The organism is Zhenhengia yiwuensis, assembly GCF_014384995.1.
In the GTDB taxonomy this organism is placed as follows: Bacteria; Bacillota; Clostridia; order Lachnospirales; family Cellulosilyticaceae; genus Zhenhengia; species Zhenhengia yiwuensis.
Map to the genome: position 1 here is coordinate 1 of NZ_JACRSY010000018.1, position 25,073 is coordinate 25,073.

The window sequence follows — 25,073 nt, forward strand, 5'->3', positions numbered from 1 at the left end:
GCCTTATTAATAGCCTTCTCAAATTTGTTTACGATTGGCATAATAGCCAGTTTTACAAAAGCATCCCACACATCTTCAGGAATCGTTGAGTTAAATAGATTGACTGGTACATTAAAGAGCCTACAAATATCTGCATCAATAGCATTCTTAGATTCAATCATCTGCATTTCTGCACCAGTTTGTTGCAATTCATGATAGGTAATACCTTCATTTAGGACAATACAATCATTATTTTGTTCATAAAGTCTTTTCCAAGCTTTCTTCAACTCTCCAATAGCTTCTGCAGTCAATCGCCTTGTACTTTGTAGAACGCCACGCTTTACACCTCCATTTCCCATCGTTTGAGTGGTGTAATTCATATTATCTAAAGCTTGCTTTAAGATGTTATTACACTCCACTACAATCCCTTTTCCTTTTACCCCATCAACTGTATTCTTGGTACAGATAATAAAGTTATCAGGATTAAAATTCTGCCCCTGAATACTTATTGTAACTGTCTTAAAGATAATGTCAGGCGAGTATAAAAGGGATATATCTGTTGTGGGTATGTAATAAAGTGACCATCTATCCTTTGAATACCCTTGTCCACACATATAGACATAGCAGGCTCCATCCAATAGGTAATCTCTCACCATAGCTTTCTTAAGTTCATCACCACTCATAAGGCTATTAGGCGAGTCATTTAATAAATCTATTCTTTTATCTCCTTTTACTTCTTCCACACTACCTTCTAGTTCCTTGTAAAGCTTTACTTCTAAGTTGGATATGACATTGCTTATAAGTTCCACATTCGCATAAACAGAAGGAAGTCCAATAGCCTGTTCTCTTGATAGCGTCTTACTCTTAATCTTTTCATGTTCTGCCCCTTCTAGGTGTAAATCTAATTCTTGAGGACTTACCTCTACACTTTGCCTATTCAAAAAGTCCCTTAAGCCCATTGTTTTTCACCTTGAGTTAAGGAACCTTCTATTCTTTCTTTAGCCACATTAAAATACTTCTCATCCATCTCAATACCTATAAACTTTCTATTCGTATTCATACAAGCTACTCCTGAAGTTCCTGAACCCATACAATTATCAAGTACTGTCATGCCTTCATCTGTATAAGTTTTAATAAGGTATTCAAATAATGGAACTGGTTTTTGAGTAGGGTGAAACCCTCGTTCTGATTTGATGTTAAGCACATTAGAAGGATAATTAGTCCATTGAGGTGTAAATTCACCATTTAGAGTATCACGATAAATCCAATCTTCATTTTTTAATGGTTTTCTAATCCGACTTTTAGGCTTTTCTATCCTAACTAATCCTTGTGGATTATATTTAGGTGCCTTTTTGTAAAAGACGCATACATCTTCCACTCTTCTCATAGGCTGATACTTGGCAAAACAAAAGCCTGTAGGTATATTTTTAATCCAGTACCAACAATACCTAAAGCGTTTTCTATTACTTTCAATCAACTGAGTTGTAAAGGGCTGAGCTGCTGTTAATACAATAGCCCCATCCTCTTTAATAATTCGCTCATATTCCGTCCATAGCCTATCTAAAGGAATGATGGAATCCCACTTACACTCTGTTGTTCCATAGGGTAAGTCACACAAAATCATATCAACTGAACCTGTAGGAATCTCTTTCATGACTTCTAAACAATCTCCTTTATATAACTTATACATTCATTCTCCTCTCTAAAATTCCTATTAAAAAACCTGAACAACAAAGTCCTCTTGAAGCCTATCTTTTTCAAGGAGATACATGGCATTAATCAGTGAAGCCACCATATCTATTTTCCCTGTCGATTTCTTCTTGTTGACGTATCTGTTCAAGTTCGTATCATATAGACACCTTGCATTCGCAAAGTTAATTTCTAATAATCGGTTACGCTCATAACCAAAATGTTGTGTAAGGACAAGCTCCTCTAATAATTTAGTTGGACTATGTAGCACACTTGAGTGCTGTTTAATTTCTATCGTTTCATACCCACTACTTTCTAGCTTTTGGGCTGTACTAAGGCAATTGTAGCGATCAAACCCTATTCCCATGATAACCACGCCGTATCTTTTTTCTAACCCAAGTATAAAGCTTTCAATAAAGCCATAGTCAACTACATTTTCACCACACGCAAAGCAATTACCATTTCTAATCATAGCCTGATAATCTACCTTTTCAACCCGAGTCTTTTCTTCTATCCTATCAGCTGGTATGAAAGCCCACACATTCGCATAAACCTTGCCACCTTCCTCAGTAATCATCGCTACGGAACAGTTATCCGTTGTCATGGCTAAATCAATGCCTATATAAACCTGTCTACCACACCAACTAAATGGCTCATGCAATCTACACTTTCTTACTTCTTCTGTAGGAATATAGATTTCTCCTATCATCCCATCAAGCCATATATTAAGGTGCTTACACTTGAAAGAGGTTAACTTAGCCCCTCCCATCTCAAGAGCCTTTTTATATTCACTTTCTAGGTATTCCTTACCATCCTCTAGGGTGCTTTGCAAAGGATTAGCTTTCATGAAGTTCTCAACTGTCATTTCATCTTTTTCATCTAAGCTATAGAGCATAGCAAAGAGCTTTTCATCTTCTACCACACCATCAATAACCTTCTTGCTGTAATCCGTCCACTCAAGAAATGGGTTCTGTGTGTTTGGGTAGCTAGTAGAAATTAATATTAAAAGCCTATTTTGAACTGAAAGCATACCTGAAGTCATAGATTCAATAAGTCCACCATCTTTAGCGGCTCCTACCTCATCTATACATGCAGCTGAAACTCTTAAGCCATCTGTCGTATTATAGTCACTGGATAATGCTTTAAGGGTATTCTTATTTAATTTGCATGTAATGGTGTCCCTTTTAATATCAAACTTATCTAAGATGAAAGGACTTGATTCAATGAGTTTTTTAGTTTCATTATAGACAATCTTTGCTTGTTCCCTTGTATTGGCACAAAGGTAGAACTCAGAATATCTAGGTTCTAAAAGCATCAATATTACCATTATCAATGCACTATTTACGCTTTTTGAGTTTTTCCTTGCTATCCATAGTAAACAAATTTCATACCTACGCTTATCAGGTCTATCTTTCCTTTTCCAGCAAAAGATATTAAGTACAAAAAAATACTGGTAGCCCACACAAGCCTCATATAACGATTGGCCTGCTACAGCTCCAGTAGCAAAATTAATTAGTTTCATGATGTTCATTATCTTATCGGCTGTTTCATAATCAAAGAAATAATCTAGTTTCTCCTCATGATTTAGCTCATAGATAAACTTTTTGCATATAGCTTTTATGTATTTGTTGGTCGGAAACTTGCCATCTAGTACATTCACAGCATACTGATAAGCTGGCGAACTAAAGTCCCTATTATTTAATCTTATTAACCATCACCTCCTAAAATTGAAAGGAGTGGGTCAGTCTTCTCAGCCTCAGCCACATAATTCATGTTTGCTAATTTAGCTCTTGATTGCGGACTTAAACTCAGTTCATTGCAAAGTCTAAAGAACTCCTTCATATATGAATTTTTAATCTTAATATGTGGGTTAGGATTGCCATCCAAGTCAACTACACCATTCTCATTAATATGGGTCTCACACGTCTGAATACGATCAATAGTAATAGCTGTTTGGGCTAATATGTAAACATCTAGGTTACTTAATATTCCTGAAGTCTCTAAATAATTTACTATCCCTTCAAAGAATACCCTTTGCTTTTTAGTCAAAAAAGAAGGTGGTCTAATATTATCAGACTCACCCTTTAGTTTCATTTCATATTCTAAGCGTTTATTAATTTCATCTTTTGTCATAAGCCCCGTTTTCATAGTTATACTTTTTGCTGGTCGTGCGATACTTAATCCCTCCTTCTATCATTTTATTTTTTAATTAATTTATTTTAAGAAATCTTTGGCCACAGGATTAAACCCTAGTTTTTATTACTTATTTTTAATTTACTTTATGAAATGTTATTGCCTGCATTAAAAACTTGACTTTTATTATTTTATTTTTTAATTAATCTATTTTGCTTCAAACATAGAAAAGAGGTTTTTATGAATCTCCATTAATACATTCACTACTATGCTATTTCCAGCTTGCTTATATAGTTGAGAATTAGAGATTCCTATCCCTTTTACTTTTAAAAAATCATCATCTGAAAATCCCATTAACCTCCAGTATTCTATAGGCATCAATTTTCTTATACGATAATCTATATCTAATATACCTTGTTGCGGGTTAGTTGTAATTGTATGTGCCACACCCTTAGCTACCCTACCCCTTCTACTCTTACTTGTAGGCCTTTCCAAATCAATAGAATCTCCCAACGTAGCTATAGCATAACCCTTTTTAGTGGGCTCACTGATTTTAACGAGTATAAAAAAAGAGCCACAATATGTGACTCATAAAATTATTTTCTATGCTTATTTTTTAATTATCCTATTTTCTACGGAATATTATGTACCCAATAAACCACCCCTTCACTTATAGAAATCATTAATATAAGACTGGTGGCAGTCATTTAGTATATAAACTCATAGTAATCTCAATAATCCTAGCTTTATATCGTTAAAAAGAAAAAAGCAGGCTATTGTTAAACCTACTTCTCTTGAAAGTTAAAATGTATTTTTAATTATTCTATTTTAGCTTAGTAAAAATGGTTAAATATTATACCATAATTACTAAGCCTCTTTTTCTTATTTATTATATATTTATGGTTAAAATTACTTGTTACTTATAAAAATTCTTTATTATATCTAGAAATTTACTTAGTAGTACCCAAACTGTTTTTCTTTCTTGTTTTTTACAATTCCATACTATCATTACTACGTTAATTTTTTCTATATTTATAGAAGTTTTATTATCCATAATTGCCTCCATCGAGGCTTAGCTAAAACTATTTTAGCATATATAATTAATCCTATCAAGAAAATTTCATTTTTAAAAAAATATATCTTTTGATGGAGGCGCGTGGCCTTGAATATAATAAAAAATCCCCTTACTGTAGCAAGGGGGGGTATTTCTATCTAGTTTCCTTATCCTTATTATCTTTTTTAGAGTTAAGTTCTTGAAAAAATTCATACTTCCCATCATAACCTTCATTCACAGCTACAATGCCAATAGGCTGCGCATCTATCTGCAGTATTGAATCTATTGAACTAGATGTATTTTCAGGATTAATCTCTACCTTATTCTCTCCAAATTTACCACTCATAATAGTTCCTCCTTTCTATCATAAATTCATATATATTGCCACAAAAATTAGTGACCACATTAAAACTACTAATGCCTTATTAAAAGCTGCTCCCCTAGTATTATTTAATACTCTATGTGACTTGATTACATTTACGTATGTAAGCACTATACTTGCAGTTCCATTAACTCTATCCTTTATCATCAACTGAGTATTAATTTCATTTATATCCAAAGTATCATGCTTATCAACTTTAATTACTCTATATAGGTTAAAGAAAGTTACTACAAAACCACAATATACCAGTATTGCAACTAGATCCTTTAAACCAAAATTCGATGTTAAAAATACTTCTTTGATTGGTACTCTTTCTAGTATAAAAACTAAAATACCTCCAACAGCAGTTAATACAATTCCTGCTCTATTTTCAAAACTTTGTTTCTTATTTCTTTCATACTCATACTCTTTTTGCACAACCTCAAAATATTCTTGAATTGTAGTTTCTTCTATTTTAATTTTTTTTGGTTGGTTGTTCTGCTGAGTTTGTTGGGTATTTTGAGTTGGTTGTGTTTCCTGTTTCTCTTGCCTTGGTTCTGCCCCTTGATCCATAACCACATCCCTCTCTTCTAATATGTTTCATCAATATTCTATATAATTTTACTCTAAAGCACAAGTTTTAATTAAAATATATCTATCAAATATTCTTATTTAAATTAGCTACCGAAATATCTATTACTTCCAATATTGAATCACTCTTCCTAACGAAGCTCCCCTATGCCCATTATGAATTGAGTTCTATCTTCTGTTTTATTTACTACATCAATTTCTCTATTCCAATCCACCACACTACTATCCCTCATCTGCAAGTTACATGTCCTACACAACACAGCCACATTCTCTTCATCTAACCTTAATTCAGGATAATCTTTAAACGACTTGATATGATGCCCTTGCAAGTTGTCAGTAACAATTAACTTCCACTTACTCCAGCACCTCTCACAATAAGGATGTTCTTTCACTTTCCTATTCCTGAGCTTTTGCCACGCATAAGATGAATAAAAGCGTCTCTTTTCATCTGATACTTTCCTATTATATTTTGGTGCACACTCACACCTTTGTTTATGTAAAATGATGTTTCCACATCTACTGCAAACTTTCTTCATGATGTTTTCTCTAAAATAAAAATAGTAGCCATTGTGACTACTTATATATTACTTTCTATTATAAACTGTTGTATACTAATCTAAAAATGTATAGGAGGCCTTAATATGTATAAAATAGCCTATTTGGATAAAGATATTGAACTGGTATCAATTGATGAAGTTATTGATTTGATTACCACCTTAGTTAAAAGAGACATCTACCCTTCACCTTATTTCTTATCTATCACACTGCCCAATAAAAATATCATTTATTTTGGTATAGGTTCTACTCCAAATCACATTGTAGTTTTCTTTAAGCCCTATTCCATCCTTGAAGATGATAAAATTTCACGCAATACTTCTCAATCATATGAAAACTCACCCGTTATCAAATTCTTAAATCCACATTCTACACATAGCTTCGAATGTAATGAGTATAACCTACTTCTCTTTGATTCTGTTATTCCACACCTCCATTCACTATTAATTGATGGAGATATGTCATGTATTCCCTGTTATTCTTATTAAAACAATACCCCCAGTATTTCTACTGAGGGCACCTTAAGGAATGTAAAACAAAAAATATTTAAGGGTGGAGTTAAATATGAAATTTAAGACACTATTATCTTAACACTTCTGATGTATCATTTATAAGTCAATTTTCCAATCATTTTTGTATCATTTTTATATCATTTTCCTATCACCCAGCACCAATAGTGGAATGAGCTTATCTTTTAAGGCGCCATTCTTTCTCCTATTAAACGTAGGTGTTGTAATATCGAGTATTTCACACACTCTATTAATGGAGTAATGCTTGAAGTAACGCATTTCTACTAGCAATAATTCCTTTTCACTTAGCACCTTTAAGGCATTCTCCACCTTTCTTACTTGCCTTTCTCTACGTCTTATGGCTTCTTTAAGGTTAAGAACCTTCTCCTCTAGTCTTTCCTCTCTATTAATCACTTCATCTTCCACAGAACTACTAAAGGCATACGTAACACTTCCAGCTTTCTCATTAGGGCTGGCTCCTCTGATACCTATTACCTCTTGTATTTCTTCTAAATCTATTTGTAGGTTAGCGATCTCAGCCTTTAGTTTGGGTACTTCATATAAGATGCTTTCTACCTTTTTATAATTACTTTCTTTCACGCTGTCCCTCCTATGATGTCTTTTACTTTAATAATACTTCTATCAGTTCTAACACCTCAAATTCAATCACACTATTAAATCCTTCTTTGGCGAGCTGTTGCAACTTGTCCATAATCTCATGCAACTTCAGAAAATACTCCCATTCCCACTCACCTTCTTTATAAGCTTCTATAAGTTCGGCTTTCTCCTGCCTTGCCCTTGTTAAATCTATTTCACCTCTTTCGTATTGCTTGTATAACCCTCTTGAGGCAATATAATAGTTCTGTTTATAGGAGGTTAATCCTTGTGGCAAGTCTTCGCCTGATTTAGCCAATTTATCTAATTCTTTCATCTTCATCTCTGTTCATCCCTCCTGCCTGTTCATTTAACCACGTTTCTCATCTTCAACCTATTTTTTCTACATATTTCTTTATAACTTACTCCATTCATCGCATTAGCACCATTTACAAGCACAAAAGCACAAAACTTTTTCTCTATGTGTGCACGCTGTATCCTTTGGCACTCAATGGATTGATCCACATCAACACAAAAGCACATTACTTTTACAAAACTTCAGAGTTTATACGCCCTACTCTATATATTATATATATATACTTTTTTATATATATTTTAGTGTACTAATGTGATAGAAAGGCTGTAGTCATTGATACTCAAAGGATTGAGCAAACACAAAACTGCGTACACTAGACCACAGTATAAAAAGTTTTGTACACTTTCTATTCAAACTGTAGACATTAAAATGGCAAAGTCAGTCCCTCTACATAGGGTAGTTTCCAAAATCTTTGTCTCGTTTTTGCCTTACCTTTGCCTGCTATAAATGGCTCTTCTGACTTATAACCTTTCTCATTTAATGTATTTCTTATAGCATTAGCCTTGCAATGAATACCAAACTCATCACGTAGGTATTTCGCAATCATACTTACAGTACAAGCACCTAGCTTTTCACTTTCCCAATCAAAAATATCATCTAATGCAACTTCTACTTCTGACTTCGTAGTAAACGCTACATTCAATGTGTTATTAAACGCTTGTTCTTCTGCTGTCATATAAAGTGGTTCGTTCGCTTGCACTTTCTTTGCGTAGAGATGCATTAACTGTCCCCATAACCTTGTAGGATTCACGTCATTGATATACTGTAGGCTTTCAACTGGCAACACAACAAATCGCCTATTCCCTGTCTTATCACGTAGAAATTCATCATCATTAACCGTTCCCATATAGGCTGTTCGTCTTGGATAGATACAGAAGCTCCTTCCATAAGGATGTCTAAACTCATCATTCTTATTAGATATAAAACTTTTGAGTTTATCTACATCCGACTTTTTAAAGGTACTTCCTATCTCACCTAACTCTACCACCCAATACTTGGTGGCTTGCATAATACTATCATTCTTTTCAAGATTTAAAGTTAACCCATCTCTATAAAATTGAATAGGAATAAATGAGGTTGCCCATCTCGTCTTTCCCAATCCTTGCTTTCCCTTAAAAACAATAACAAACTCTAATGATCGGTTTGCTTCCATTGTATTAAAAGCAATATGGATACAATTGAGAAGCCACTTAAGCAGTATCTTGTTGTAGAAATCTATTACTTCCTTGTCTTTTGTTTCATACTGAACTGTAGCTAACAATTTTTCTATTTCATCTGTTCCTGTATCTTCTGTAACACTCTTACATTCATTTAGAAAGTCTCCTACTGGGTTATACCTATTTTCAGCACCTATAACATACACAAAATCATAGAGAGACTCCTTAGAGAGCTTATAGTCATTTTCAGTGCAGAAGTCTTTTATTTTAGTAAAAGTTACATCAGCTAAACTCTCATCATGTTCTATCCCTTCAAATTCTAATCTTCTTGTTAGGTCATTCAATCTTACCTTTATCCCTTTATGTTTGAGCAGTATCTTCATATTCTCAGCTACTTTCATAGGCTTTTTACCATCTAATATAAAAGGAATATAAGTTACTGTAGGTTGAGCTATTGCATTTGATTCTCCTTGTTCTGCATGCCCTTTATGTGGTTTATTTGTTCTAATCTGCTTGTTATAACTTGGGTCATAAAAACAATTAGCCCCATCTATAGCCTGTGTAATAACCTTACAGCCATAAGTATAGAGTCCTCTTAACTTGTCCCATTTTTCACGCATTAATCCACTTGATCTAAACAACCTATCCACAGTATCAAAATCTCCCTGTGCATAAAAGGCTAGCATATTACAAAGGGCCAGGTCTGCCTCTGATTGTGAGGGATACTTACCACTCCAGTTGCCACTATAGAGTTCATTAAATAAATCCCACTGTTTTGACCTTCTAATAGTCTCAATAATATCAGCATCGCTTCGATTAAAGTTGTAACTTGCTGGTGCCTTCTTTTTAGCGCGTTGCTCCTTCTTCAGATACTTATCAAAAAGTGGCTTAATACTCTCTGTGCAATCCCTTAGCGTGGTATAAGGTTCAATGACTTTCCCTGTTACTGTAAAGAATCGCCCTTTCTCGTAACACTCAAAGTTGCCTTTTCTGCAAGCTCCCTGTGGCTTAGTGCCTTTACAAATGACATGGATACCCTTACCGCTTGGTGAGACTTCGGCATAGCTGCCTAGTGTGGTTATCACTTCATTGACTATAGAATCTTTCAAGTCTACTCCATCTATATCTACACCAAAGATGCCATCCCCTAGCATAAAACCCAATCCATCATACTTCCCTACTACACGCATAGCTGTATCATAATCACACCATGTACGAGGGTTATTACTTTGTGCCATGCCACCCGTTCTAGCATTAAAGGGCTTTTTAGTGTATTTACCTGTCTTTTCATCTAAGAACATTCTGTACACTACCCATCTGTTCATTTCTTTAAGTTCTTGTGGTACATCACTATAACGCACTCTCTCACCTCTTTTCTAGCTGTTTTCTAGAATGGTAAAGAATCATCTTCCCAATCTATCTGAGTCTCTACTACAGGTATAGCTTGCTTTTTAAGTAATACTGGCTTTGGAATAAGAGCAGTCTTGACACTTTCTGTATCTGTTGTATAGCGTAATGTAGTAAAGAACCCCGTATTCCCTTCAATCTCGTATTCCTTCTCACCAAAAATACCACCAAAGAGTTTGGCTCTCAGGTTGTGCTCATTCCAATCCCACTTATAGCCTGTATTACTCTTTTCAATGTGGTGAATAAAAGTCTTGAAGTTCTTTTTAATTTGCTCATCCTTTTCACTTCCATCATCTTTAGGGCAAGTTAGCCTATAAGTACCTTTCCACTTTTTATCACCTTTTTGTTTTTCATATTGCTCTAGATAAAAGTTCTTATATGGGCCTTCTGCAATATCAAAATGAATCACTACCACATTCCCCCAGCCATAAACCTCTTCATTTGCATCTATAATCTTACAAACATAGCCTCCTACAGGAAGCTTTCTTTTTTCTCCTCTAACTTGTGTTGTTTCGTATCCATTCCATTTTTTCATTTTTATATTTCTCCTCTTCTTAGTAATTCTCTTAGTGTGTAAATTAATGTCTTGTATATAAAGTCACCACTATAAGTGCTGTCTTTTAAAAAAGTAACTTTCAAATCATATCGAGCTTCAAATACTTTAAGGGTAGCATTGAATGAATTAGGTAAATACTTTGTATTGTAGTTATGCAATAAGATATCTTCATAACTAGCATTTTCTATGAGTAGGTGCAAACATCCTCTCGCCCTTAGGAATTCCTTTTCAATACGTTCTCTACTCTGCGTGAAGTTACCACTTAATTCATTAAGATTAGCTTTTCTTTCAATCGTGCATATATCTTGCAAATAGAAAGCTCTGTTCCAATGTGGAAGCTGTACTTTTAATGTGTAATCACCAAAATCCAGTTTTTCACATACGTACTTAATCTTGTGTGCTTCAAAGTACTCAATAATATGCTTACACCTCTGTTCCCTCGTATCAATTACCACAATAGCCTCTTTTAAGATTTCTTTGATTTCCTTATCCGAGTACCTAAACATCTAAAACTCCTCTAAGACACGCAATACTGGCACAATATCGTTCTCTATCTCATCCTCTTCAAATGCACCAAAAGGTGTCTTGGCTGTAGAGTTCTTGCTGTGGGTTTCAAAGATGTATCTACCATCCTTACATTTTGCTAATAAAACCACATTAAACTTAGATTCAGGAACCAACTTGTTCAGTTTCTTTCCTGTGGTCTTCATCCTTGTCCACATATAGCCATCCTCTGTGCGTTCCGTTTCACTATGGGCTGTATAAATAATAGTTAGGTCATCTCTAAGGTCACATACCACATCCAAGATGCTATAAATATAACTTGCTAAGTCTAACCACTTATCAAAGTTCTTCTCTTTAGACCGTCTCATTTCTTCACCAATCATAATGCCATTTAAGGTGTCTACCACGATATACTTCAGATCACTCTTTTCACTAATGCCTTTCATCAGGGCTAATACCTTATTAGGATCATCTGTAGCAATGTAATTTTTATTAGCTGCATTATACTGTTGTCTAAAGCCTCTCCATGCACTTCCCTTTTTATCTGCATCGATATAATAAGTTTCCTTTGGGTCTAAATTCCTTAATGATGTGGTTTTACCAGCACCTGATTCACCTATAATACAAATTGCTTTTGCCATCTTTCTTACTCCTTCTAATATTTAATTTCTAGCTCTTCTGATTTCATAATTGTGTTAAGCCCTTTTATATTAAGGATTTCTCCTGTATTGACATCTACAATCCCATCATCTGTAGGTAGTAACGACTTTTTAAAGTCTGCCCACTTAAAACTCAATACTTCTTTTTTACTCAGAAACTCTTCTCTTTGATTGGCCTGTGCCCACTCTATAAGCTTCTCTGTATCCTTTTCAAAGTCTTCTTTAGCCTTTTTAACAATCACATCCCCACTAAGGAGTTCTACCTTTTTCATTGTCTTTGTCTCATGTTGTGGTACTTGTTCAAATAAAAATTTAAGCTGCGTTCTTAAATAATCTCGTTTATTATTCAAACTTAGCTGTCTTTCCTCAAACTTATTGGTCAGTTCCTCACTTTGTAAAATAAACATCTCTCTAAGTTCAGCTAATTTATAATCAAGTTCTTTTATTTCTTCTAATAACTTATTCATTTCTACTTTCATTTGAACAATTGTTTCATCTACTTCAATTACTTTCTTAGCCATTCGATTCTTTCCTTTTATATTTTTAGTTTTTAAATTAATAATTATTTTATAATCTAATTGTTGCACAAAAAAAAATTCTTTCTTTCTCTCTTTCTCGTTAACATGCATTCTTTACCTCATATTCTTCTCTCTCATCACTACCCTGATACTTCAATAGATATTCCATGTTACTATCACAAATATTTTTAAATACCTTATTCATAAGCGTACTAAACTGTTCATAATCTTGAAAACATATATCCAATCCACTCTTTAGACTTCTCATTAACTCACATGCTTGATGAATCCAAAAACCATGCGTTAGCTGTTTCTCATATGGAATAATAGACTCTGCAAAGTCACCTTCTATAATTTTAAACCAAGCTGAGAATACTGGATCACCTTCTTTTGTTTCCTTCAAATGCATCTTATCTACTTTTACATTATAGAAACCATAGGGTACTACTCTCTTTTTCATAGGTTCTAGTGCTCTACATAATTTACTCATGTGCCATCCCCTTATTCTATTTGATGTATTATTAATAAGTTATACAAAATAATTCACTTTTTTTCACATTTAATACTATATCATACCTGTAATATTTTTTCTTTACGCAATATATGGAAATCTATACACCATACCCCATAACTTCAGCAATATCAACAGCTCTTATCTTAGTGGTTCCAAATTTTATAGCTGGAAGCTCTCCTCTTTTAATCATGCAGTAGACTGCCTCACGTGTAACTCCTAAAATTTCTGCTACCTCTTGCACAGAATAAAGTGCCTTGTTTAGTCCCAATGTTCTTTTTTCAAGTTCCTCTACCCTTCCTATTAACTCATGTACTACATTTTGTAATTCTTTGTTTGTCATTATTCTCATTATCCTTTCTATCTGTTTTCACTAAAACTTATACCCTATTCCTTTAAAAGATAACTATTCATGAGTAAAATAAATCTTTTCCCATATAATAATTAGTACTTTATAAGGTTATAGCATTATTTTAGCTATCATTCAGTCAAGTAAATTTCGTTTTTTCACTTGACGAATACCAATATATTATTTTATTATCTAATAGTCAATAAATACTTCGAAAAAAGACTAATGGAAATTAATAGGAGTGAACACAAATGAACAAAAGAGAAAATAATATAAAAAATACAGGACTTATTATTAAAGACCTTTGTAAAGAAAAAGATATTACAGTTCAGGAACTCGAAAAAAGATGTGGTCTGGGAAATGGAAGTGTTAATAGATGGGTTTCAGGCTCTAGCCCTACTATTAAAATGCTTACCCCTATATCAGAATATTTTAATGTCAGCATAGATTACTTAGCTGGCCTTACTGAACAAAAAGATAAATTCGATGAATGGAATAAAAAATATAATGTAAAAAAACTAGCTGATGAGGCAAAGCTCTTTGATTCTATTGGGAAGCTAAAGCGACTTTTTTCAGATGTAGAACTTATTGACCTCAATGAAAATGATATGGCTCTTTTAAAAGCCTATCTAGAATTATTACAAAAACGAAAAGAATAGCCACTGTGGCTATCTAGACATCAAGAGGGGGCTAATTATGGCATCAATATCAAAAAGAACTAGAAAAAATTCTAAAGGAGAATCTGTATCACACTGGCGAGCTCAAGACATCGTTAATGGAAAGCGTGTAGAATTCACTGCAAAAACCAAAAGACTTGTAGAGGAAAAATTAAGACAATATATTAATGATATCGAACAGTATGGTAGTGTTCTAGATAAAGATGAATATTCATTGTCTGAATGGGTTCATATTTTTCTTTATACTAAATCTTATCCCACTGTAGCAAAATCTACTTTTCATCGTCAACAGGCTAGCTACAAACATATTTCCACATCTTCTTTAGGATCTGTTACCTTACAAAATATTTCTCCACGTCTTATTCAAAAGTTTATTAATTCCTTGGAGCTGTCCAACTCATCACTGCGCCAAATTCGCATTTTACTTAATCAATCTTTTGAATATGCTATAGATAATAATTTATTAAGGACAAACCCTATGAGAGGGGTTATTGTACCTAAAAAAAATAAAGATAATACCATTAGAGTACTTTCAAAAGAGCAACAAAAAAACTATATCCTTGCTCTTGAGAATGAGCCTAACAGGCTGCTTTTTTTAACTGCTCTGTTTACAGGATTAAGATGTGGAGAACTCATCGCCCTAAAATGGAAAAATGTAGATTTAGAAAAAAGTACTCTTTTCGTATGTGAAACTGTAGTTAGAACTAAGGTCTATACTTCAACTGGTAAGTCACATTTTGAAACTGTTACAAATCAACCAAAAACTCAATCTAGTATTAGAACTGTTCCTCTACCTGAATTTCTCACTCAAGAGCTTTCTGTTTATAAACCTTCAGGCACCAATATAAGTGAACAATATGTCTTTGGAACATCCATTGGAACTCCACAATGGGACTGTAATATTAGAAATTGGCATTATAGAGTATGCCAAAAAGCTCAAATTAACCCTACAATATCTATAGAAAATGGTAATCAAGTTGTTAAATATATAGGAGTTCCCTTTCACGCTTTAAGACATACCTTTGCAACGCGTATGATAGAGGCCGGGGAAAATGTAAAAGTTATTCAAGAACTACTAGGACATTCAGACATTCAAACAACACTTAATATTTATACACATGTTCTTGAAGAAACCAAAATAGCTTCTGCGAAAAAGCAACATAATCTTTATTATGACTTACTTTCTCTTTAAAGCAATATTTCCCAATGGTTTAAAGGATATTTTTTTCCCTCATTTTTTCCCTCACTTTTTCTTGAAATATATCTAAAACAACTTAAAAACTCATATAAAATGCTAAAAAAATATATAAAAAAAGAACCTTCCTTACTCACCAAAACAGCAAGTAAATCAGGTTCTATCCTACTTATATTTCATAACTTAATCTAATAAACTCTTCAATATCTTCTTCTATTGTTTTAAGAGAGCTTCTCCAAAACTCAACATCATGAACATCAATATTTGCAGCACTTGTAACATCTTTAATTTTCATTTTACCAGTAAGACTTAGCAGTTTTTCATACTCACTTGGGAAAGTATCCGGACGCTCTAAATACTGCGCATATAATCCTTTAGCAAAGAGTAACCCAAAAGCATATGGGAAGTTATAGAAATGTACATCTGCATAATAATAATGTGGTTTCCATGTCCACATATAAGGATGTAAGAAGTTTGGATCTAAACCATCACCATAGGCCTCTTTTTGTGCATCTAACATAGCCTCTTTAATTTCTTCTACTGTAAGAGGACTTTCTTCTCTATGATTAAAAACTGTTGTTTCAAATAAATATCTAGAATAAATATCTACAATAACTTGTGTGGCATCAGAAATTTCTGTTTCTAAAATAGCGAATGCCATCTGCTTGTCAGCTTGTTTAATAGCAGCTTTTTTAACAATGGTCTCACAAAATGTTGAAGCAGTCTCTGCAAGTGGCATTGGATAGTGTGTATTATGAGCGGATTCATTTTTAAGGCATTCGCTATGGAAGCCATGTCCAAGCTCATGAGCCATGGTGATTACATCACTGAAGCTATCTCCATAGTTAAGAAGGATTCTTGACTCTTTGAGTGTACGGATACTTGAGCAGAATGCTCCACTTCTTTTACCTTCTTTAGGCATCACATCAATCCAGTTATGATCAAAGGCCTTTCTTGCAAAGTTTCCTAAATGCTCACTAAAGCTTCTAAAGTTTTCTTCTACAAAGGCTTGTCCTTGTTCATAGCTATAAGTCATATCTGCACTAGAAACAGGTGCATACAGTTCATAAAATGGTAATCCATTCTTATAACCTAAAAGTTCTGCTTTTCTTCTTAAATAACTTCTGAATTTTGGCATAGACTCCTTCATCGCTGCTAACATAGCATCTAAAGTTTCCCTGTCCATACGTGAATTTTGAAGGGTCATTTCAAGTGGTGAACTGTAACCCCTTAACTCACTTAGAGTAAGCGCTTCTCCTTTTATACCATTTAGAGCAGCCGCTACCCCTTCTTCTATTTTTTTATAGGAAGCAATTTCTGCATGATAAGCCTTTTCTCTTACTTCCTTATCCGTATCATAAGCCATATTGAGGACCACAGTAAGAGGATATTCTTTTATCTCCCCTTTATCTTCTATTTCTACCTTATGCATAGATACAAGTAAATTTTTATAATTAGCCCATGCAGATGAACCTGTGTTTTTCATACGTGCAATAATAGATTCTTCTCTTTCATCCAACATATGTGCATTATCTTCTACAATTTCATTTAAATAGAATTCATGTTCTTTTAAAAGTGGTGAACTCTCTATAAGCTCTTGCAGATTTTCAATACTACTTATCCACTTACTTGTTTTGGTTATGGTTTCAGCCAAAGTATTCATCTTTGTTCTTAAAATATCACTATATTTAAGTGCTAATTTATTTTTTGAATCTGTAGCTGAAACAAGATGGCAAAAAGCACCTAACTTTTCTCTAATAGCAAAAAGCTTTAATTGCTCTTCAATAATCTTTTCTAATTTCTCTTTTTCATCTTCATGATTATCTAGGGCCTGCTCTGCCCATTCAATCATTTTCTGCAATTGTACATCTAATTTCTTTAAATCCTCTTGAAAGTTTTCCCCTTCAAAGGAATCATACAATTCTTTTAAACTCCATTCTAAACTCATAAGTGACCTCCCATATTTTTTAGTTATTATATCATAAATTAAATATTTATATATAAAAAATCACTTTATTTTTAGAGTTTATTACACATTCCTTTTTTAAGTTTAAATACTAAAGACAAATATTATTTTATAAGTCTTCTATACCCAATGTCTCTTCTTCAAATTCCACTTCAATTTATATAAGGCAGTTTTTTGACCTTGTCTTGTATGATATAATAAGAAATGAAATTTTATAAAATCACTAGAGGATAAACTATGGATATGATACAACTAGGCGAAGACGCCTATGAAGATGGTAAATATTTAAAAGCCCTTAACTACTTTTTAAAAGGCTACGAACAAGACCAAGATACGTATACACTTCTTAATATTGCTCTTACTTACCAGGCTCTTAAGGATAATGATAAAGCTATGAGTATTTATAAAGAAATTATACAGGAAGATCCAGATGAATCGATGGCTTACTATGGCATAGCTTCTCTATATGATGACCAAAAAGATTATGAACAAGCTATTTATTATTATGAGCAAGCCATTGAAGTAGACCCTATGTATGACAGAGCTTATTTCTTCCTAGCCAATGCTTATGATACTATTGGCGATACACAAAAGGCTATTTACTATTATAAAGCGCTCCTGGAGATGGTTCCTGATGACTTCTGGGTCCTTACTAATCTAGGGTCTATCTATGAAAATGAGGGCCTTATAGACTTTGCCTATCAAATGTTTAAAAAAGCATTAGCTCTAGAGAGTACAAATGCTGTTGGCTTATTTAACATGGCTGTTATTTTGAGTAAGCTTAAACGCTTCAAGGAATCTATGACTTACTACGCAAAGTCTATCAATGAAGATCCCTACTATCCCTATGCCTATCTTAACTTAGCTGTTCTCCACAAAGAGCACGGTGATCTTAAACAAGGACTAGATATCCTTACAGAAGGTATTCGCTATAACGAGGAGGGCTTCCTTTACTATAATAGAGCTTGTTTCTACGCACTTCTTGGCTATAAAGAAGCCAGCAAAAAAGATTTAGACCACTCTATCACCCTTTATGCAGGTTTTAGGGAGTATGCTAAACAAGATAAGGATCTTGTAGATATTATTAATTTATAGAATAAAAAGGTGACTATTACTTAGGAAATAGTCACCTTTTTATCTATTAAAATAGTTCTCTACACTTTCTTTTGCAATAGCAAGCATTTCATCCATTTCGCTTTCTGTTAGAGTAAGTGGTGGATTGAAATAAAGTACATTACCAAGTGGTCTTAAAATTAAACCTTTAGAAACAGCTATTTTATAAATTTCATAACCTACTCTTAAACTACTATCAAAGCTCTTTTTAGTGGCCTTATCTTCTACTAATTCTACAGCATTAATAAATCCAATCTGTCTAATCTCTCCTACATAAGGATAATCCTGAAAAGTAGCTTTAACTTTCTTATTAAATATGGCATTACGTTCTGGTAATTCTTCTAAGATATTCTCTTTCTCAAAAATATCCAGTACAGCTAACGCACAACTTGCGCCAAGTGGATTACCACTATAGGTATGGCTATGCATAAAAGCTTTGCCTTCCTTATAATCTGCATAGAAAGCTTCATAGATTTTATTCGTTGTTACAACTATAGCCATTGGCATATAACCACCTGTAAGCCCTTTAGAAAGACAAATCATATCCGGTGAAATTCCAGCATGCTCACAAGCAAACATCTTGCCTGTACGCCCAAAGCCTACAGCAATTTCATCTGCTATAAGATGAATGCCATACTTGTCACATGCCTGTCTTAACTTCTTAAGATAAATTGGTGGGTAAATTTTCATACCCGCTGCTGCTTGTACTAAAGGCTCTACAATAAAAGCTGCTACTTCTTCACCTATTTGAGCTAAGCTTTCTTCCACCTTTTCAAAACACTCACCCTGGCAACTTGCTCTATCTAGTCTATAAGGACATCTATAACAATCTGGTCCCTGTACTCTTATTACATCAATCATAAGCGGTTTATAGACTTCTGTATAAAGGTCTAAGTCCCCTACAGATAAGGCGCCTATTGTCTCTCCATGATACGCATCTGTTAGAGCCATAAACTTCTTTCTCTGACTATCACCTATCTGAGCATGATAATGGAAGCTCATCTTAAGCGCTGCTTCTACCGCTGCCGACCCATTATCTGTAAAGAAAAATTTATCTAACCCTTCTGGTAAGTACGTATGTAATCTATGACATAATTCAATCACTGGCTTATGTGAAAAGTTGGCAAAAATAACATGTTCTAAGTTCTGTACCTGCTGAATAAGGGCCTCATTAATCCTTGGATTAGAGTGCCCAAACAGGTTACACCACCAAGAACTTACTGCATCTAAATATTTCTTTCCATCTACATCATAAAGAGCGAGACCTTCCCCTTTCTCAATGACAATAGGACTAAAAGTTTCATAGTCTTTCATTTGTGAACAAGGGTGCCATATATAATCTAAATCCTTTTGTACATAATCCATTTAACCCCCTCCTATTTGCAAAGGCTCATTAGTTTTTCTGCATCTAAATTAATACCTACATTTTCTTCTGTAGCACTTGGAATCACTGCAATAACTTCTACCCCAGTAAGTGCTTCAATCATTCTTTTATTATCTTCATGAAGTGTATTACCTTCTTCATATCCATTTAAGATAATGCCTTTTACTGCTAAACCTTGGCTTTGTATGTACTTCACAGTAAGCACCGTATGATTAATGGTACCAAGTCCTGCCCTCGCTACAACAAGTATATCTAAATCAAGCCTTTTTATAATATCTTCTAATAAAATGAACGCTTTTTCTGTAGCTTGTATAGGACAAATAATACCACCACTTCCTTCTACAAAAAGATATTCATACTTATTTAAAAGTGCTTTATAATCTACTTTAATTTTATCCAAATTAACTTCTATTCCCTCTATTTGAGCAGCTAAATGAGGTGATACTGCTGTTTCAAAAGTATAAGACACACATTTATCATAATCTTCCTTGAAATCAGCTATACCCATAACATACTTAGCATCTCCAGGAATCAGCTTACCTTCTTCATAATAAGCACCACTTAGTGCAGCTTTATAATAACCTGCCTGAATGCCTTTATCCCTTAATGCCTTAATCAGGTGCGCTGTAACAAAAGTTTTGCCTACATCTGTATCTGTTCCTGTGATAAAAATACTTTTACTCACTAAGTCTCACCTCGAATCCTAATGTTTTAAGCATCTTAAGGTCATCTTGTATAGTGTTACCACATGTTGTAAGTAGATTTCCAGTAATTGTCGCATTAGCTCCACCTTCAAAAGCCAGGCGGCCATTATCTGTCAGGTACATTCTCCCTCCAGCAAGCCTAATAAAAGCTGTTGGGTGGATAAATCTATAAATAGCGATACTTTTTAGTACTTCCTCCTCTGTAATAGGCACCACCTTCTCCATAGGCGTTCCTGGGATAGGTACGAGTACATTAACTGGTATAGAGGTTACCCCCATCTCTCTTAACTCAAAAGCCATGTCAATACGATCTTCCATTGTTTCTCCAAGCCCAAATAATCCACCACTACATACTTCTAATCCTACTTTTTGAGCCGCCTTAATGGTTTTGATCTTATCCTCATAGGTATGTGTGGTACAAATTGAAGCAAAATAATTTCTGGACGTTTCTAGATTATTATGATACCTAACTACACCAGCCTCTTTAAGCTTAGTAAAATCCTCTTCATCTAAAAGACCATGTGAAGCACATAGCTTAATCTCGCCTTCTTCACTCATTCTTTTATAGATTTTGGCCACATCCTCTACTTCCTTTTTAGAAAGCCTTTTACCTGAAGTTACAATAGAGTAACGTAGTACACCTTCTGCTTCATATAACTTGGCATCTTTTACAAAGATTTCTCCATCTAATAAAGGATATGTTTCTACCTGTGTATTGTAGTGCGCTGACTGAGCGCAGTACTTACAATTTTCCGAACAAGCACCACTTTTACCGTTGATAATAGAACATAAGTCAAATGTATTTCCGCATAATTGCTCTCTAATAGACTTTGCATAGTTTCTTAGCACTTCTACATCATAATCCATAAGCTTATAAGCTTCTTCCTTACTGATACTGTAGCCTTCTAATACTTGTTTATAAAGATTTTTTATCCACTCCATTTTCTCCTCTCCTTATGCTGTCAATCTATTTCTTCTAAGGGCAGGAATCATCTTAACCCCCATTATGGCCGTGATGATACATATTAAAATATCACCTGGTGCACAAGAAATAGCACCACCCCATACAGCTACCCATACACCCATTTCATTACCTATGTAGAAATTATAGATGATATACATATAAACAACACCTAATACATAAACCACTATGAGCCCTATAAGAGATGCTATAAATAAATTTTTAAAATTAATCTCTTTAAACTTCTCTACGCAAAGTCCAATGACATAAGCACCTAAGACAAAACCTATTAAATAACCAAAGGTTGGCTTAACAACATAATGTAAACCACCTCCTTCTGTGAAAACAGGTATACCTACTAGTCCTACAAGTACATAAATAAGCTGTGAAAGTGCCCCCACTTTGGAACCTAATAATACACCTGCTAATGCACAAAATAAAAATTGTAAAGTAAAAGGTACAAGTGGTGGTGGTAATGGAATTTTAATAAATGCTCCTATGGCTGTTAATGCTGCAAATAATCCACATAATGTAATAGTCCTTGTCCGACTCATTGATTTTGTATTTATCATAATTTTCTACCTCCTTATTTAAAAATAAGTTACCATACAAAAAAATATAAGTCAACTTTTATTTTTATAAAAGTTGACTTATATTTTTAATCTATACCTTTATTTAATCTGCAAGTTCGTAATTTTTACACCTGCACCACCATAAGCTGTATTATAAAGCTTTACTTCCGCGCCCATTTTTTTAGCAATCATTTGTACTGCATATAATCCTATACCAGCATGCTCCTTATTATTTCGCGATGTATCTTCTTGATAGAATAAACTTAGTCCATGTAATAATGTTTCCTCAGTAAAGCCACATCCACTGTCTTCTACTATAACGTCTACTCCCTTATCTCCCTCTACTATAGCAGTACTTATACTTCCTCCTACGGGTGTAAACCTTATGCTATTACTTATAAGGTTATCCATCATTTCTCTAAAAGCATGTCTGTCTAATGTATAACTTACTTTATTAAGTTTAAGATTCCACTCTAAATCTAATTTCTTTTCTCCTAATAAGAGTTTATAATCTTTTACCATCTTACTCAGCTCTTCTTGGAAATCTATTACTTCAGGTCTCATCTTATACTCTAATTGATGTAAATGATTAATTTCATGAATATCTTCTACTAACTTCATGAGCCGATCTATATTATGATCTATAGCCTCTATCTTCTTAATAACAATTTCATCTTGAACTGTATCCATAAGCATTTCTGTATAACCTTTTATAATGGTAACAGGGGTTCTCAAATCATGTGAGAGGGAACTGATTAGATTTTTACGTTCTTCTTCTTGCTTCCAGCTCACTTCTAAAGCTTCTTTAAGCGCTAAACGCATAGTTTCAAAACTACGTGTTAACTCACCTAGTTCATCATTACTGTCTGAATTTAAGCTAACATCTAGGTTATGTTCTTCTATTGCTTTAATGCCTTTACTAAGTTCCTGTAAGGGCCCCTCAATGGTCCGTAAGAACTTAGAAGCATAGATAAGGGTAAAAAATACTAAGTACACAAAAGGGGCAACGACTAAAATAAGATTCATATTTTGAGCAATCCAGTTAAGAGCCTTGCCCTCTGCACTATTAGACATGGTATAGGCGACTACCATACTTCCTTTTAGCCTTCCTGCTTCTACAATTGGAAAATATCTTATTACCTTAGGCCTTAGTATACCTATTACCTGTTTTTGCTCACTTAGTAGCCGCTTAGTATCCCACTCCATAATAGGAAGTTGTCTGTATAAATCATGGGCATAAATACGCTCTCCCTGTTCATCCCTTACCTCATATGCTAGAGCATCTCCTTCTACAGCATTCTTCATCTCTTGTTCAAATCCCACATTCAGTATTTCTCCCTTATACTCTAATATAGCATTTCTAATAAGCGGAATCTGTTTGTCATAATAATCGGCACCTCTTATAAGTCCCATATTAATCAAGCTGAACATACCCAAAAGGCTTAACCCACAAGCTACACCTGTCCACAGTAGCACTTTAAAAAGATAAGTAATAAACCTTGCCTTTATTCCCATCTGTATCCTATCCCCCATACTGTCTTAATGTACTCTTCAGTCTCTCCCGCTTCTTGCATCTTCTTCCTTATATTTTTAATATGCTCTGTAATGGTACGACTCTCCCCTTCTACGTCATATCCCCATAGCCGTTCATACATCTGCTCTTTAGAAAAAGTCTGCCCCTTATTCATAGCCAAAAAGCTTATAAGTTCAAATTCCTTCTTTGTAACATGAATATCCTGCCCCTTTATACTTACAGATTCACTCTTCAAATCAATCATACAGTTTTTATGATAAAGTATACTCTTTTTGCTGTCTGTACGCCTTTCTTCTCTTCTTAAATGGGAATCTATTCGTGCCTTTAATTCTTTCAATCTAAAGGGTTTAATTAGGTAGTCATCTCCACCTAACTCTAGCCCTCTTATAATATCTTGCTGGCCTACTTTAGCAGTTAGAAAAAGAATTGGACACTGCACTTTATCCCGTATTTGCAGACATAACTCATAGCCACTTACATCAGGCATCATCACATCTAGTAAAATAAGGTCTAGGTGCACATTCAGTTTCTCAATAGCTTCTGTAGCGTGATGGGCTGTATAAACTAAATAGCTCTGTCCTTCTAAATAGTCTTTCAGCATATCCGTTATTTCTTTTTCATCATCTACTACTAAAATGTTATACATAAGGGCCTCCTTTATCTTCTACATCAATCCTACTTTAATGATATAAATGATAATCAAATGAAGTGGATAAAAAGCATAGAATAAAATTTTTAAGTTCTTTCCTTTCTCTCCATTATAAAATCTTATAAGAATAAGGGCTAGTAAGCTACACATATTCTGAGCAAAATCAAATAGGATAGGTCCATAATAGTTTGGTCCTGTAATAACTTCTATAATTTCACTTGCTGTCATAATACCCATAGCCCATGTTCCTACAATAGCATAAATCTGATACATAGAATGATAAATGACAGTAAGTATACTCACACTTATAGCCATCTTCTTAAATTCATTGTGATATTTATAGAAGAAGAATATCATAAGTACACCATAAATATCTCCATCTGTCATAAAAAGTACACCGCAAAGTGCTCCCAATATTACAATTATACATTTTCCTTTGAAGTGAGCCTTATCATAAAGCCAAATGGTTACAAGCCCTATAACCAGATTAAATAGAGTATTGAGCCCACTAAAACCTTCACCAAAGGCTAACCTAAATGTCATTACAAATGGTATTTGTGAAATAAGTGCAATACCTAATAAACGAAGCAAATAGTTACGTCTACTATGCGTTTTAAGAAACCCCTCTGTTATAAAGTAACAAAAGATAGGAAATGTAATACGTCCTATAAAATGAAAAAGTGCTATATCCGGAAATAGTACCCAGCCTATATGGTCTAATACCATCCCTATAATCCCAATAAGTTTTAATACATTTGCATTCATTCATGCTTACCTCTTTTCTTTTTAATCTAAAAAGATTTTAAAAGGTAATTA

Annotated in this window: 29 protein-coding genes; 4 read left to right on the forward strand and 25 right to left on the reverse strand. The window is 34.0% G+C overall.

Annotated elements, in window-relative coordinates; translation table 11 throughout:
- The 8 genes from H8718_RS11795 to H8718_RS11830 form a co-directional block, all read right to left on the reverse strand.
- Nucleotides 1-920 (reverse strand): phage portal protein (locus tag H8718_RS11795; RefSeq protein ID WP_249333073.1); only part of this gene is annotated, 920 nt, incomplete at its 3' end.
- An 8-nt stretch (nucleotides 921-928) separates the two neighbouring features.
- Nucleotides 929-1,669 (reverse strand): DNA-methyltransferase, encoded by a 741-nt coding sequence (locus H8718_RS11800; protein WP_249333074.1) that lies wholly within the window; start codon nucleotides 1,667-1,669, stop codon nucleotides 929-931.
- A 24-nt stretch (nucleotides 1,670-1,693) separates the two neighbouring features.
- The gene (locus tag H8718_RS11805) at nucleotides 1,694-3,190 is read right to left on the reverse strand and encodes a terminase large subunit (RefSeq protein WP_249333075.1); all 1,497 of its coding nucleotides are present in this window, start codon (nucleotides 3,188-3,190) and stop codon (nucleotides 1,694-1,696) included.
- Between the two features lie 185 nt (nucleotides 3,191-3,375).
- Nucleotides 3,376-3,816, reverse strand: coding sequence for a phage terminase small subunit P27 family (locus tag H8718_RS11810; RefSeq protein WP_249333076.1), 441 nt, complete (start codon nucleotides 3,814-3,816; stop codon nucleotides 3,376-3,378).
- A gap of 192 nt (nucleotides 3,817-4,008) precedes the next feature.
- A complete protein-coding gene (locus H8718_RS11815; protein ID WP_330597676.1) occupies nucleotides 4,009-4,314 on the reverse strand; it encodes a DNA cytosine methyltransferase in 306 nt (101 codons plus the stop codon).
- A 695-nt stretch (nucleotides 4,315-5,009) separates the two neighbouring features.
- Nucleotides 5,010-5,201: a hypothetical protein gene (locus H8718_RS11820; protein WP_249333078.1), complete on the reverse strand. Its 192-nt coding sequence runs from the start codon at nucleotides 5,199-5,201 to the stop codon at nucleotides 5,010-5,012.
- A gap of 18 nt (nucleotides 5,202-5,219) precedes the next feature.
- Nucleotides 5,220-5,789, reverse strand: coding sequence for a hypothetical protein (locus H8718_RS11825; protein WP_249333079.1), 570 nt, complete (start codon nucleotides 5,787-5,789; stop codon nucleotides 5,220-5,222).
- 149 nt (nucleotides 5,790-5,938) lie between these two features.
- Complete coding sequence (locus H8718_RS11830; RefSeq protein ID WP_249333080.1) at nucleotides 5,939-6,343, reverse strand: HNH endonuclease; 405 nt, start codon at nucleotides 6,341-6,343, stop codon at nucleotides 5,939-5,941.
- Between the two features lie 105 nt (nucleotides 6,344-6,448).
- Here H8718_RS11830 and H8718_RS11835 point away from each other — a divergent pair, with 105 nt between their 5' ends.
- A complete protein-coding gene (locus tag H8718_RS11835) occupies nucleotides 6,449-6,850 on the forward strand; it encodes a hypothetical protein (protein WP_249333081.1) in 402 nt (133 codons plus the stop codon).
- A 156-nt stretch (nucleotides 6,851-7,006) separates the two neighbouring features.
- Here H8718_RS11835 and H8718_RS11840 read toward each other — a convergent pair whose 3' ends face one another.
- The 9 genes from H8718_RS11840 to H8718_RS11880 all read right to left on the reverse strand — a co-directional run bounded on the left by H8718_RS11840 (nucleotide 7,007) and on the right by H8718_RS11880 (nucleotide 13,496).
- Entirely contained in the window at nucleotides 7,007-7,471 is a 465-nt protein-coding gene (locus tag H8718_RS11840; RefSeq protein ID WP_249333082.1) for a sigma-70 RNA polymerase sigma factor region 4 domain-containing protein, read from the reverse strand.
- A gap of 22 nt (nucleotides 7,472-7,493) precedes the next feature.
- On the reverse strand, nucleotides 7,494-7,808 hold the full coding sequence (locus H8718_RS11845) for a hypothetical protein (protein ID WP_249333083.1): 315 nt from the start codon (nucleotides 7,806-7,808) through the stop codon (nucleotides 7,494-7,496).
- 397 nt (nucleotides 7,809-8,205) lie between these two features.
- Complete coding sequence (locus H8718_RS20840; protein ID WP_249333084.1) at nucleotides 8,206-10,359, reverse strand: phage NrS-1 polymerase family protein; 2,154 nt, start codon at nucleotides 10,357-10,359, stop codon at nucleotides 8,206-8,208.
- A 26-nt stretch (nucleotides 10,360-10,385) separates the two neighbouring features.
- Nucleotides 10,386-10,940: a hypothetical protein gene (locus H8718_RS11855; protein WP_249333085.1), complete on the reverse strand. Its 555-nt coding sequence runs from the start codon at nucleotides 10,938-10,940 to the stop codon at nucleotides 10,386-10,388.
- Between the two features lie 2 nt (nucleotides 10,941-10,942).
- The gene (locus H8718_RS11860; protein WP_249333086.1) at nucleotides 10,943-11,467 is read right to left on the reverse strand and encodes an ERCC4 domain-containing protein; all 525 of its coding nucleotides are present in this window, start codon (nucleotides 11,465-11,467) and stop codon (nucleotides 10,943-10,945) included.
- Nucleotides 11,468-12,106, reverse strand: a complete 639-nt coding sequence (locus H8718_RS11865) for an AAA family ATPase (protein ID WP_249333087.1) — start codon at nucleotides 12,104-12,106, stop codon at nucleotides 11,468-11,470. It abuts the gene before it with no gap.
- 14 nt (nucleotides 12,107-12,120) lie between these two features.
- The gene (locus H8718_RS11870; RefSeq protein WP_249333088.1) at nucleotides 12,121-12,645 is read right to left on the reverse strand and encodes a host-nuclease inhibitor Gam family protein; all 525 of its coding nucleotides are present in this window, start codon (nucleotides 12,643-12,645) and stop codon (nucleotides 12,121-12,123) included.
- A gap of 97 nt (nucleotides 12,646-12,742) precedes the next feature.
- Nucleotides 12,743-13,132 (reverse strand): hypothetical protein, encoded by a 390-nt coding sequence (locus H8718_RS11875; protein ID WP_249333089.1) that lies wholly within the window; start codon nucleotides 13,130-13,132, stop codon nucleotides 12,743-12,745.
- 121 nt (nucleotides 13,133-13,253) lie between these two features.
- On the reverse strand, nucleotides 13,254-13,496 hold the full coding sequence (locus H8718_RS11880; protein WP_249333090.1) for a helix-turn-helix domain-containing protein: 243 nt from the start codon (nucleotides 13,494-13,496) through the stop codon (nucleotides 13,254-13,256).
- 257 nt (nucleotides 13,497-13,753) lie between these two features.
- On the opposite strand from H8718_RS11880, the gene H8718_RS11885 reads away from it, so the two are divergent.
- Together H8718_RS11885 and H8718_RS11890 are read left to right on the forward strand one after the other, a co-directional pair.
- Entirely contained in the window at nucleotides 13,754-14,161 is a 408-nt protein-coding gene (locus H8718_RS11885; protein WP_249333091.1) for a helix-turn-helix domain-containing protein, read from the forward strand.
- 37 nt (nucleotides 14,162-14,198) lie between these two features.
- A complete protein-coding gene (locus tag H8718_RS11890; RefSeq protein ID WP_249333092.1) occupies nucleotides 14,199-15,371 on the forward strand; it encodes a tyrosine-type recombinase/integrase in 1,173 nt (390 codons plus the stop codon).
- A gap of 172 nt (nucleotides 15,372-15,543) precedes the next feature.
- Here the strand turns inward: H8718_RS11890 and H8718_RS11895 are convergent, their stop codons facing one another.
- On the reverse strand, nucleotides 15,544-17,322 hold the full coding sequence (locus H8718_RS11895; RefSeq protein WP_249333093.1) for a M3 family oligoendopeptidase: 1,779 nt from the start codon (nucleotides 17,320-17,322) through the stop codon (nucleotides 15,544-15,546).
- 255 nt (nucleotides 17,323-17,577) lie between these two features.
- Here H8718_RS11895 and H8718_RS11900 point away from each other — a divergent pair, with 255 nt between their 5' ends.
- Complete coding sequence (locus H8718_RS11900; RefSeq protein ID WP_249333094.1) at nucleotides 17,578-18,435, forward strand: tetratricopeptide repeat protein; 858 nt, start codon at nucleotides 17,578-17,580, stop codon at nucleotides 18,433-18,435.
- Nucleotides 18,436-18,474: 39 nt separating this feature from the next.
- Here H8718_RS11900 and bioA read toward each other — a convergent pair whose 3' ends face one another.
- The 7 genes from bioA to H8718_RS11935 all read right to left on the reverse strand — a co-directional run bounded on the left by bioA (nucleotide 18,475) and on the right by H8718_RS11935 (nucleotide 25,022).
- A complete protein-coding gene (gene bioA / locus H8718_RS11905; RefSeq protein ID WP_249333095.1) occupies nucleotides 18,475-19,818 on the reverse strand; it encodes an adenosylmethionine--8-amino-7-oxononanoate transaminase in 1,344 nt (447 codons plus the stop codon).
- 11 nt (nucleotides 19,819-19,829) lie between these two features.
- Complete coding sequence (gene bioD, locus H8718_RS11910; protein ID WP_249333096.1) at nucleotides 19,830-20,522, reverse strand: dethiobiotin synthase; 693 nt, start codon at nucleotides 20,520-20,522, stop codon at nucleotides 19,830-19,832.
- Complete coding sequence (bioB, locus tag H8718_RS11915; RefSeq protein ID WP_249333097.1) at nucleotides 20,515-21,483, reverse strand: biotin synthase BioB; 969 nt, start codon at nucleotides 21,481-21,483, stop codon at nucleotides 20,515-20,517. Before bioB ends, bioD begins: the two co-directional genes overlap by 8 nt.
- A 12-nt stretch (nucleotides 21,484-21,495) precedes the next feature.
- Nucleotides 21,496-22,074: a biotin transporter BioY gene (locus tag H8718_RS11920; RefSeq protein WP_249333098.1), complete on the reverse strand. Its 579-nt coding sequence runs from the start codon at nucleotides 22,072-22,074 to the stop codon at nucleotides 21,496-21,498.
- Between the two features lie 99 nt (nucleotides 22,075-22,173).
- Nucleotides 22,174-23,589, reverse strand: a complete 1,416-nt coding sequence (locus H8718_RS11925; protein WP_249333099.1) for a sensor histidine kinase — start codon at nucleotides 23,587-23,589, stop codon at nucleotides 22,174-22,176.
- On the reverse strand, nucleotides 23,580-24,254 hold the full coding sequence (locus H8718_RS11930) for a response regulator transcription factor (RefSeq protein ID WP_249333100.1): 675 nt from the start codon (nucleotides 24,252-24,254) through the stop codon (nucleotides 23,580-23,582). The genes H8718_RS11925 and H8718_RS11930 overlap by 10 nt, the downstream gene beginning before the upstream one ends.
- A gap of 18 nt (nucleotides 24,255-24,272) precedes the next feature.
- Entirely contained in the window at nucleotides 24,273-25,022 is a 750-nt protein-coding gene (locus H8718_RS11935) for a TraX family protein (RefSeq protein WP_177668574.1), read from the reverse strand.
- Nucleotides 25,023-25,073: the final 51 nt, after the last annotated feature.

Excerpts from the sequence above, each read along its gene's own strand:
- H8718_RS11800 (WP_249333074.1), bottom strand. The coding sequence starts at position 1,669 with ATGTATAAGTTATATAAAGGAGATTGTTTAGAAGTCATGAAAGAGATT.
- H8718_RS11805 (WP_249333075.1), bottom strand. The coding sequence starts at position 3,190 with ATGAAACTAATTAATTTTGCTACTGGAGCTGTAGCAGGCCAATCGTTA.
- H8718_RS11810 (WP_249333076.1), bottom strand. The coding sequence starts at position 3,816 with ATGAAAACGGGGCTTATGACAAAAGATGAAATTAATAAACGCTTAGAA.
- H8718_RS11820 (WP_249333078.1), bottom strand. The coding sequence starts at position 5,201 with ATGAGTGGTAAATTTGGAGAGAATAAGGTAGAGATTAATCCTGAAAAT.
- H8718_RS11825 (WP_249333079.1), bottom strand. The coding sequence starts at position 5,789 with ATGGATCAAGGGGCAGAACCAAGGCAAGAGAAACAGGAAACACAACCA.
- H8718_RS11830 (WP_249333080.1), bottom strand. The coding sequence starts at position 6,343 with ATGAAGAAAGTTTGCAGTAGATGTGGAAACATCATTTTACATAAACAA.
- H8718_RS11835 (WP_249333081.1), top strand. The coding sequence starts at position 6,449 with ATGTATAAAATAGCCTATTTGGATAAAGATATTGAACTGGTATCAATT.
- H8718_RS11845 (WP_249333083.1), bottom strand. The coding sequence starts at position 7,808 with ATGAAGATGAAAGAATTAGATAAATTGGCTAAATCAGGCGAAGACTTG.
- H8718_RS11855 (WP_249333085.1), bottom strand. The coding sequence starts at position 10,940 with ATGAAAAAATGGAATGGATACGAAACAACACAAGTTAGAGGAGAAAAA.
- H8718_RS11860 (WP_249333086.1), bottom strand. The coding sequence starts at position 11,467 with ATGTTTAGGTACTCGGATAAGGAAATCAAAGAAATCTTAAAAGAGGCT.
- H8718_RS11865 (WP_249333087.1), bottom strand. The coding sequence starts at position 12,106 with ATGGCAAAAGCAATTTGTATTATAGGTGAATCAGGTGCTGGTAAAACC.
- H8718_RS11870 (WP_249333088.1), bottom strand. The coding sequence starts at position 12,645 with ATGGCTAAGAAAGTAATTGAAGTAGATGAAACAATTGTTCAAATGAAA.
- H8718_RS11875 (WP_249333089.1), bottom strand. The coding sequence starts at position 13,132 with ATGAGTAAATTATGTAGAGCACTAGAACCTATGAAAAAGAGAGTAGTA.
- H8718_RS11880 (WP_249333090.1), bottom strand. The coding sequence starts at position 13,496 with ATGACAAACAAAGAATTACAAAATGTAGTACATGAGTTAATAGGAAGG.
- H8718_RS11885 (WP_249333091.1), top strand. The coding sequence starts at position 13,754 with ATGAACAAAAGAGAAAATAATATAAAAAATACAGGACTTATTATTAAA.
- H8718_RS11890 (WP_249333092.1), top strand. The coding sequence starts at position 14,199 with ATGGCATCAATATCAAAAAGAACTAGAAAAAATTCTAAAGGAGAATCT.
- H8718_RS11895 (WP_249333093.1), bottom strand. The coding sequence starts at position 17,322 with ATGAGTTTAGAATGGAGTTTAAAAGAATTGTATGATTCCTTTGAAGGG.
- H8718_RS11900 (WP_249333094.1), top strand. The coding sequence starts at position 17,578 with ATGGATATGATACAACTAGGCGAAGACGCCTATGAAGATGGTAAATAT.
- bioA (WP_249333095.1), bottom strand. The coding sequence starts at position 19,818 with ATGGATTATGTACAAAAGGATTTAGATTATATATGGCACCCTTGTTCA.
- bioB (WP_249333097.1), bottom strand. The coding sequence starts at position 21,483 with ATGGAGTGGATAAAAAATCTTTATAAACAAGTATTAGAAGGCTACAGT.
- H8718_RS11920 (WP_249333098.1), bottom strand. The coding sequence starts at position 22,074 with ATGATAAATACAAAATCAATGAGTCGGACAAGGACTATTACATTATGT.
- H8718_RS11925 (WP_249333099.1), bottom strand. The coding sequence starts at position 23,589 with ATGGGAATAAAGGCAAGGTTTATTACTTATCTTTTTAAAGTGCTACTG.
- H8718_RS11930 (WP_249333100.1), bottom strand. The coding sequence starts at position 24,254 with ATGTATAACATTTTAGTAGTAGATGATGAAAAAGAAATAACGGATATG.
- H8718_RS11935 (WP_177668574.1), bottom strand. The coding sequence starts at position 25,022 with ATGAATGCAAATGTATTAAAACTTATTGGGATTATAGGGATGGTATTA.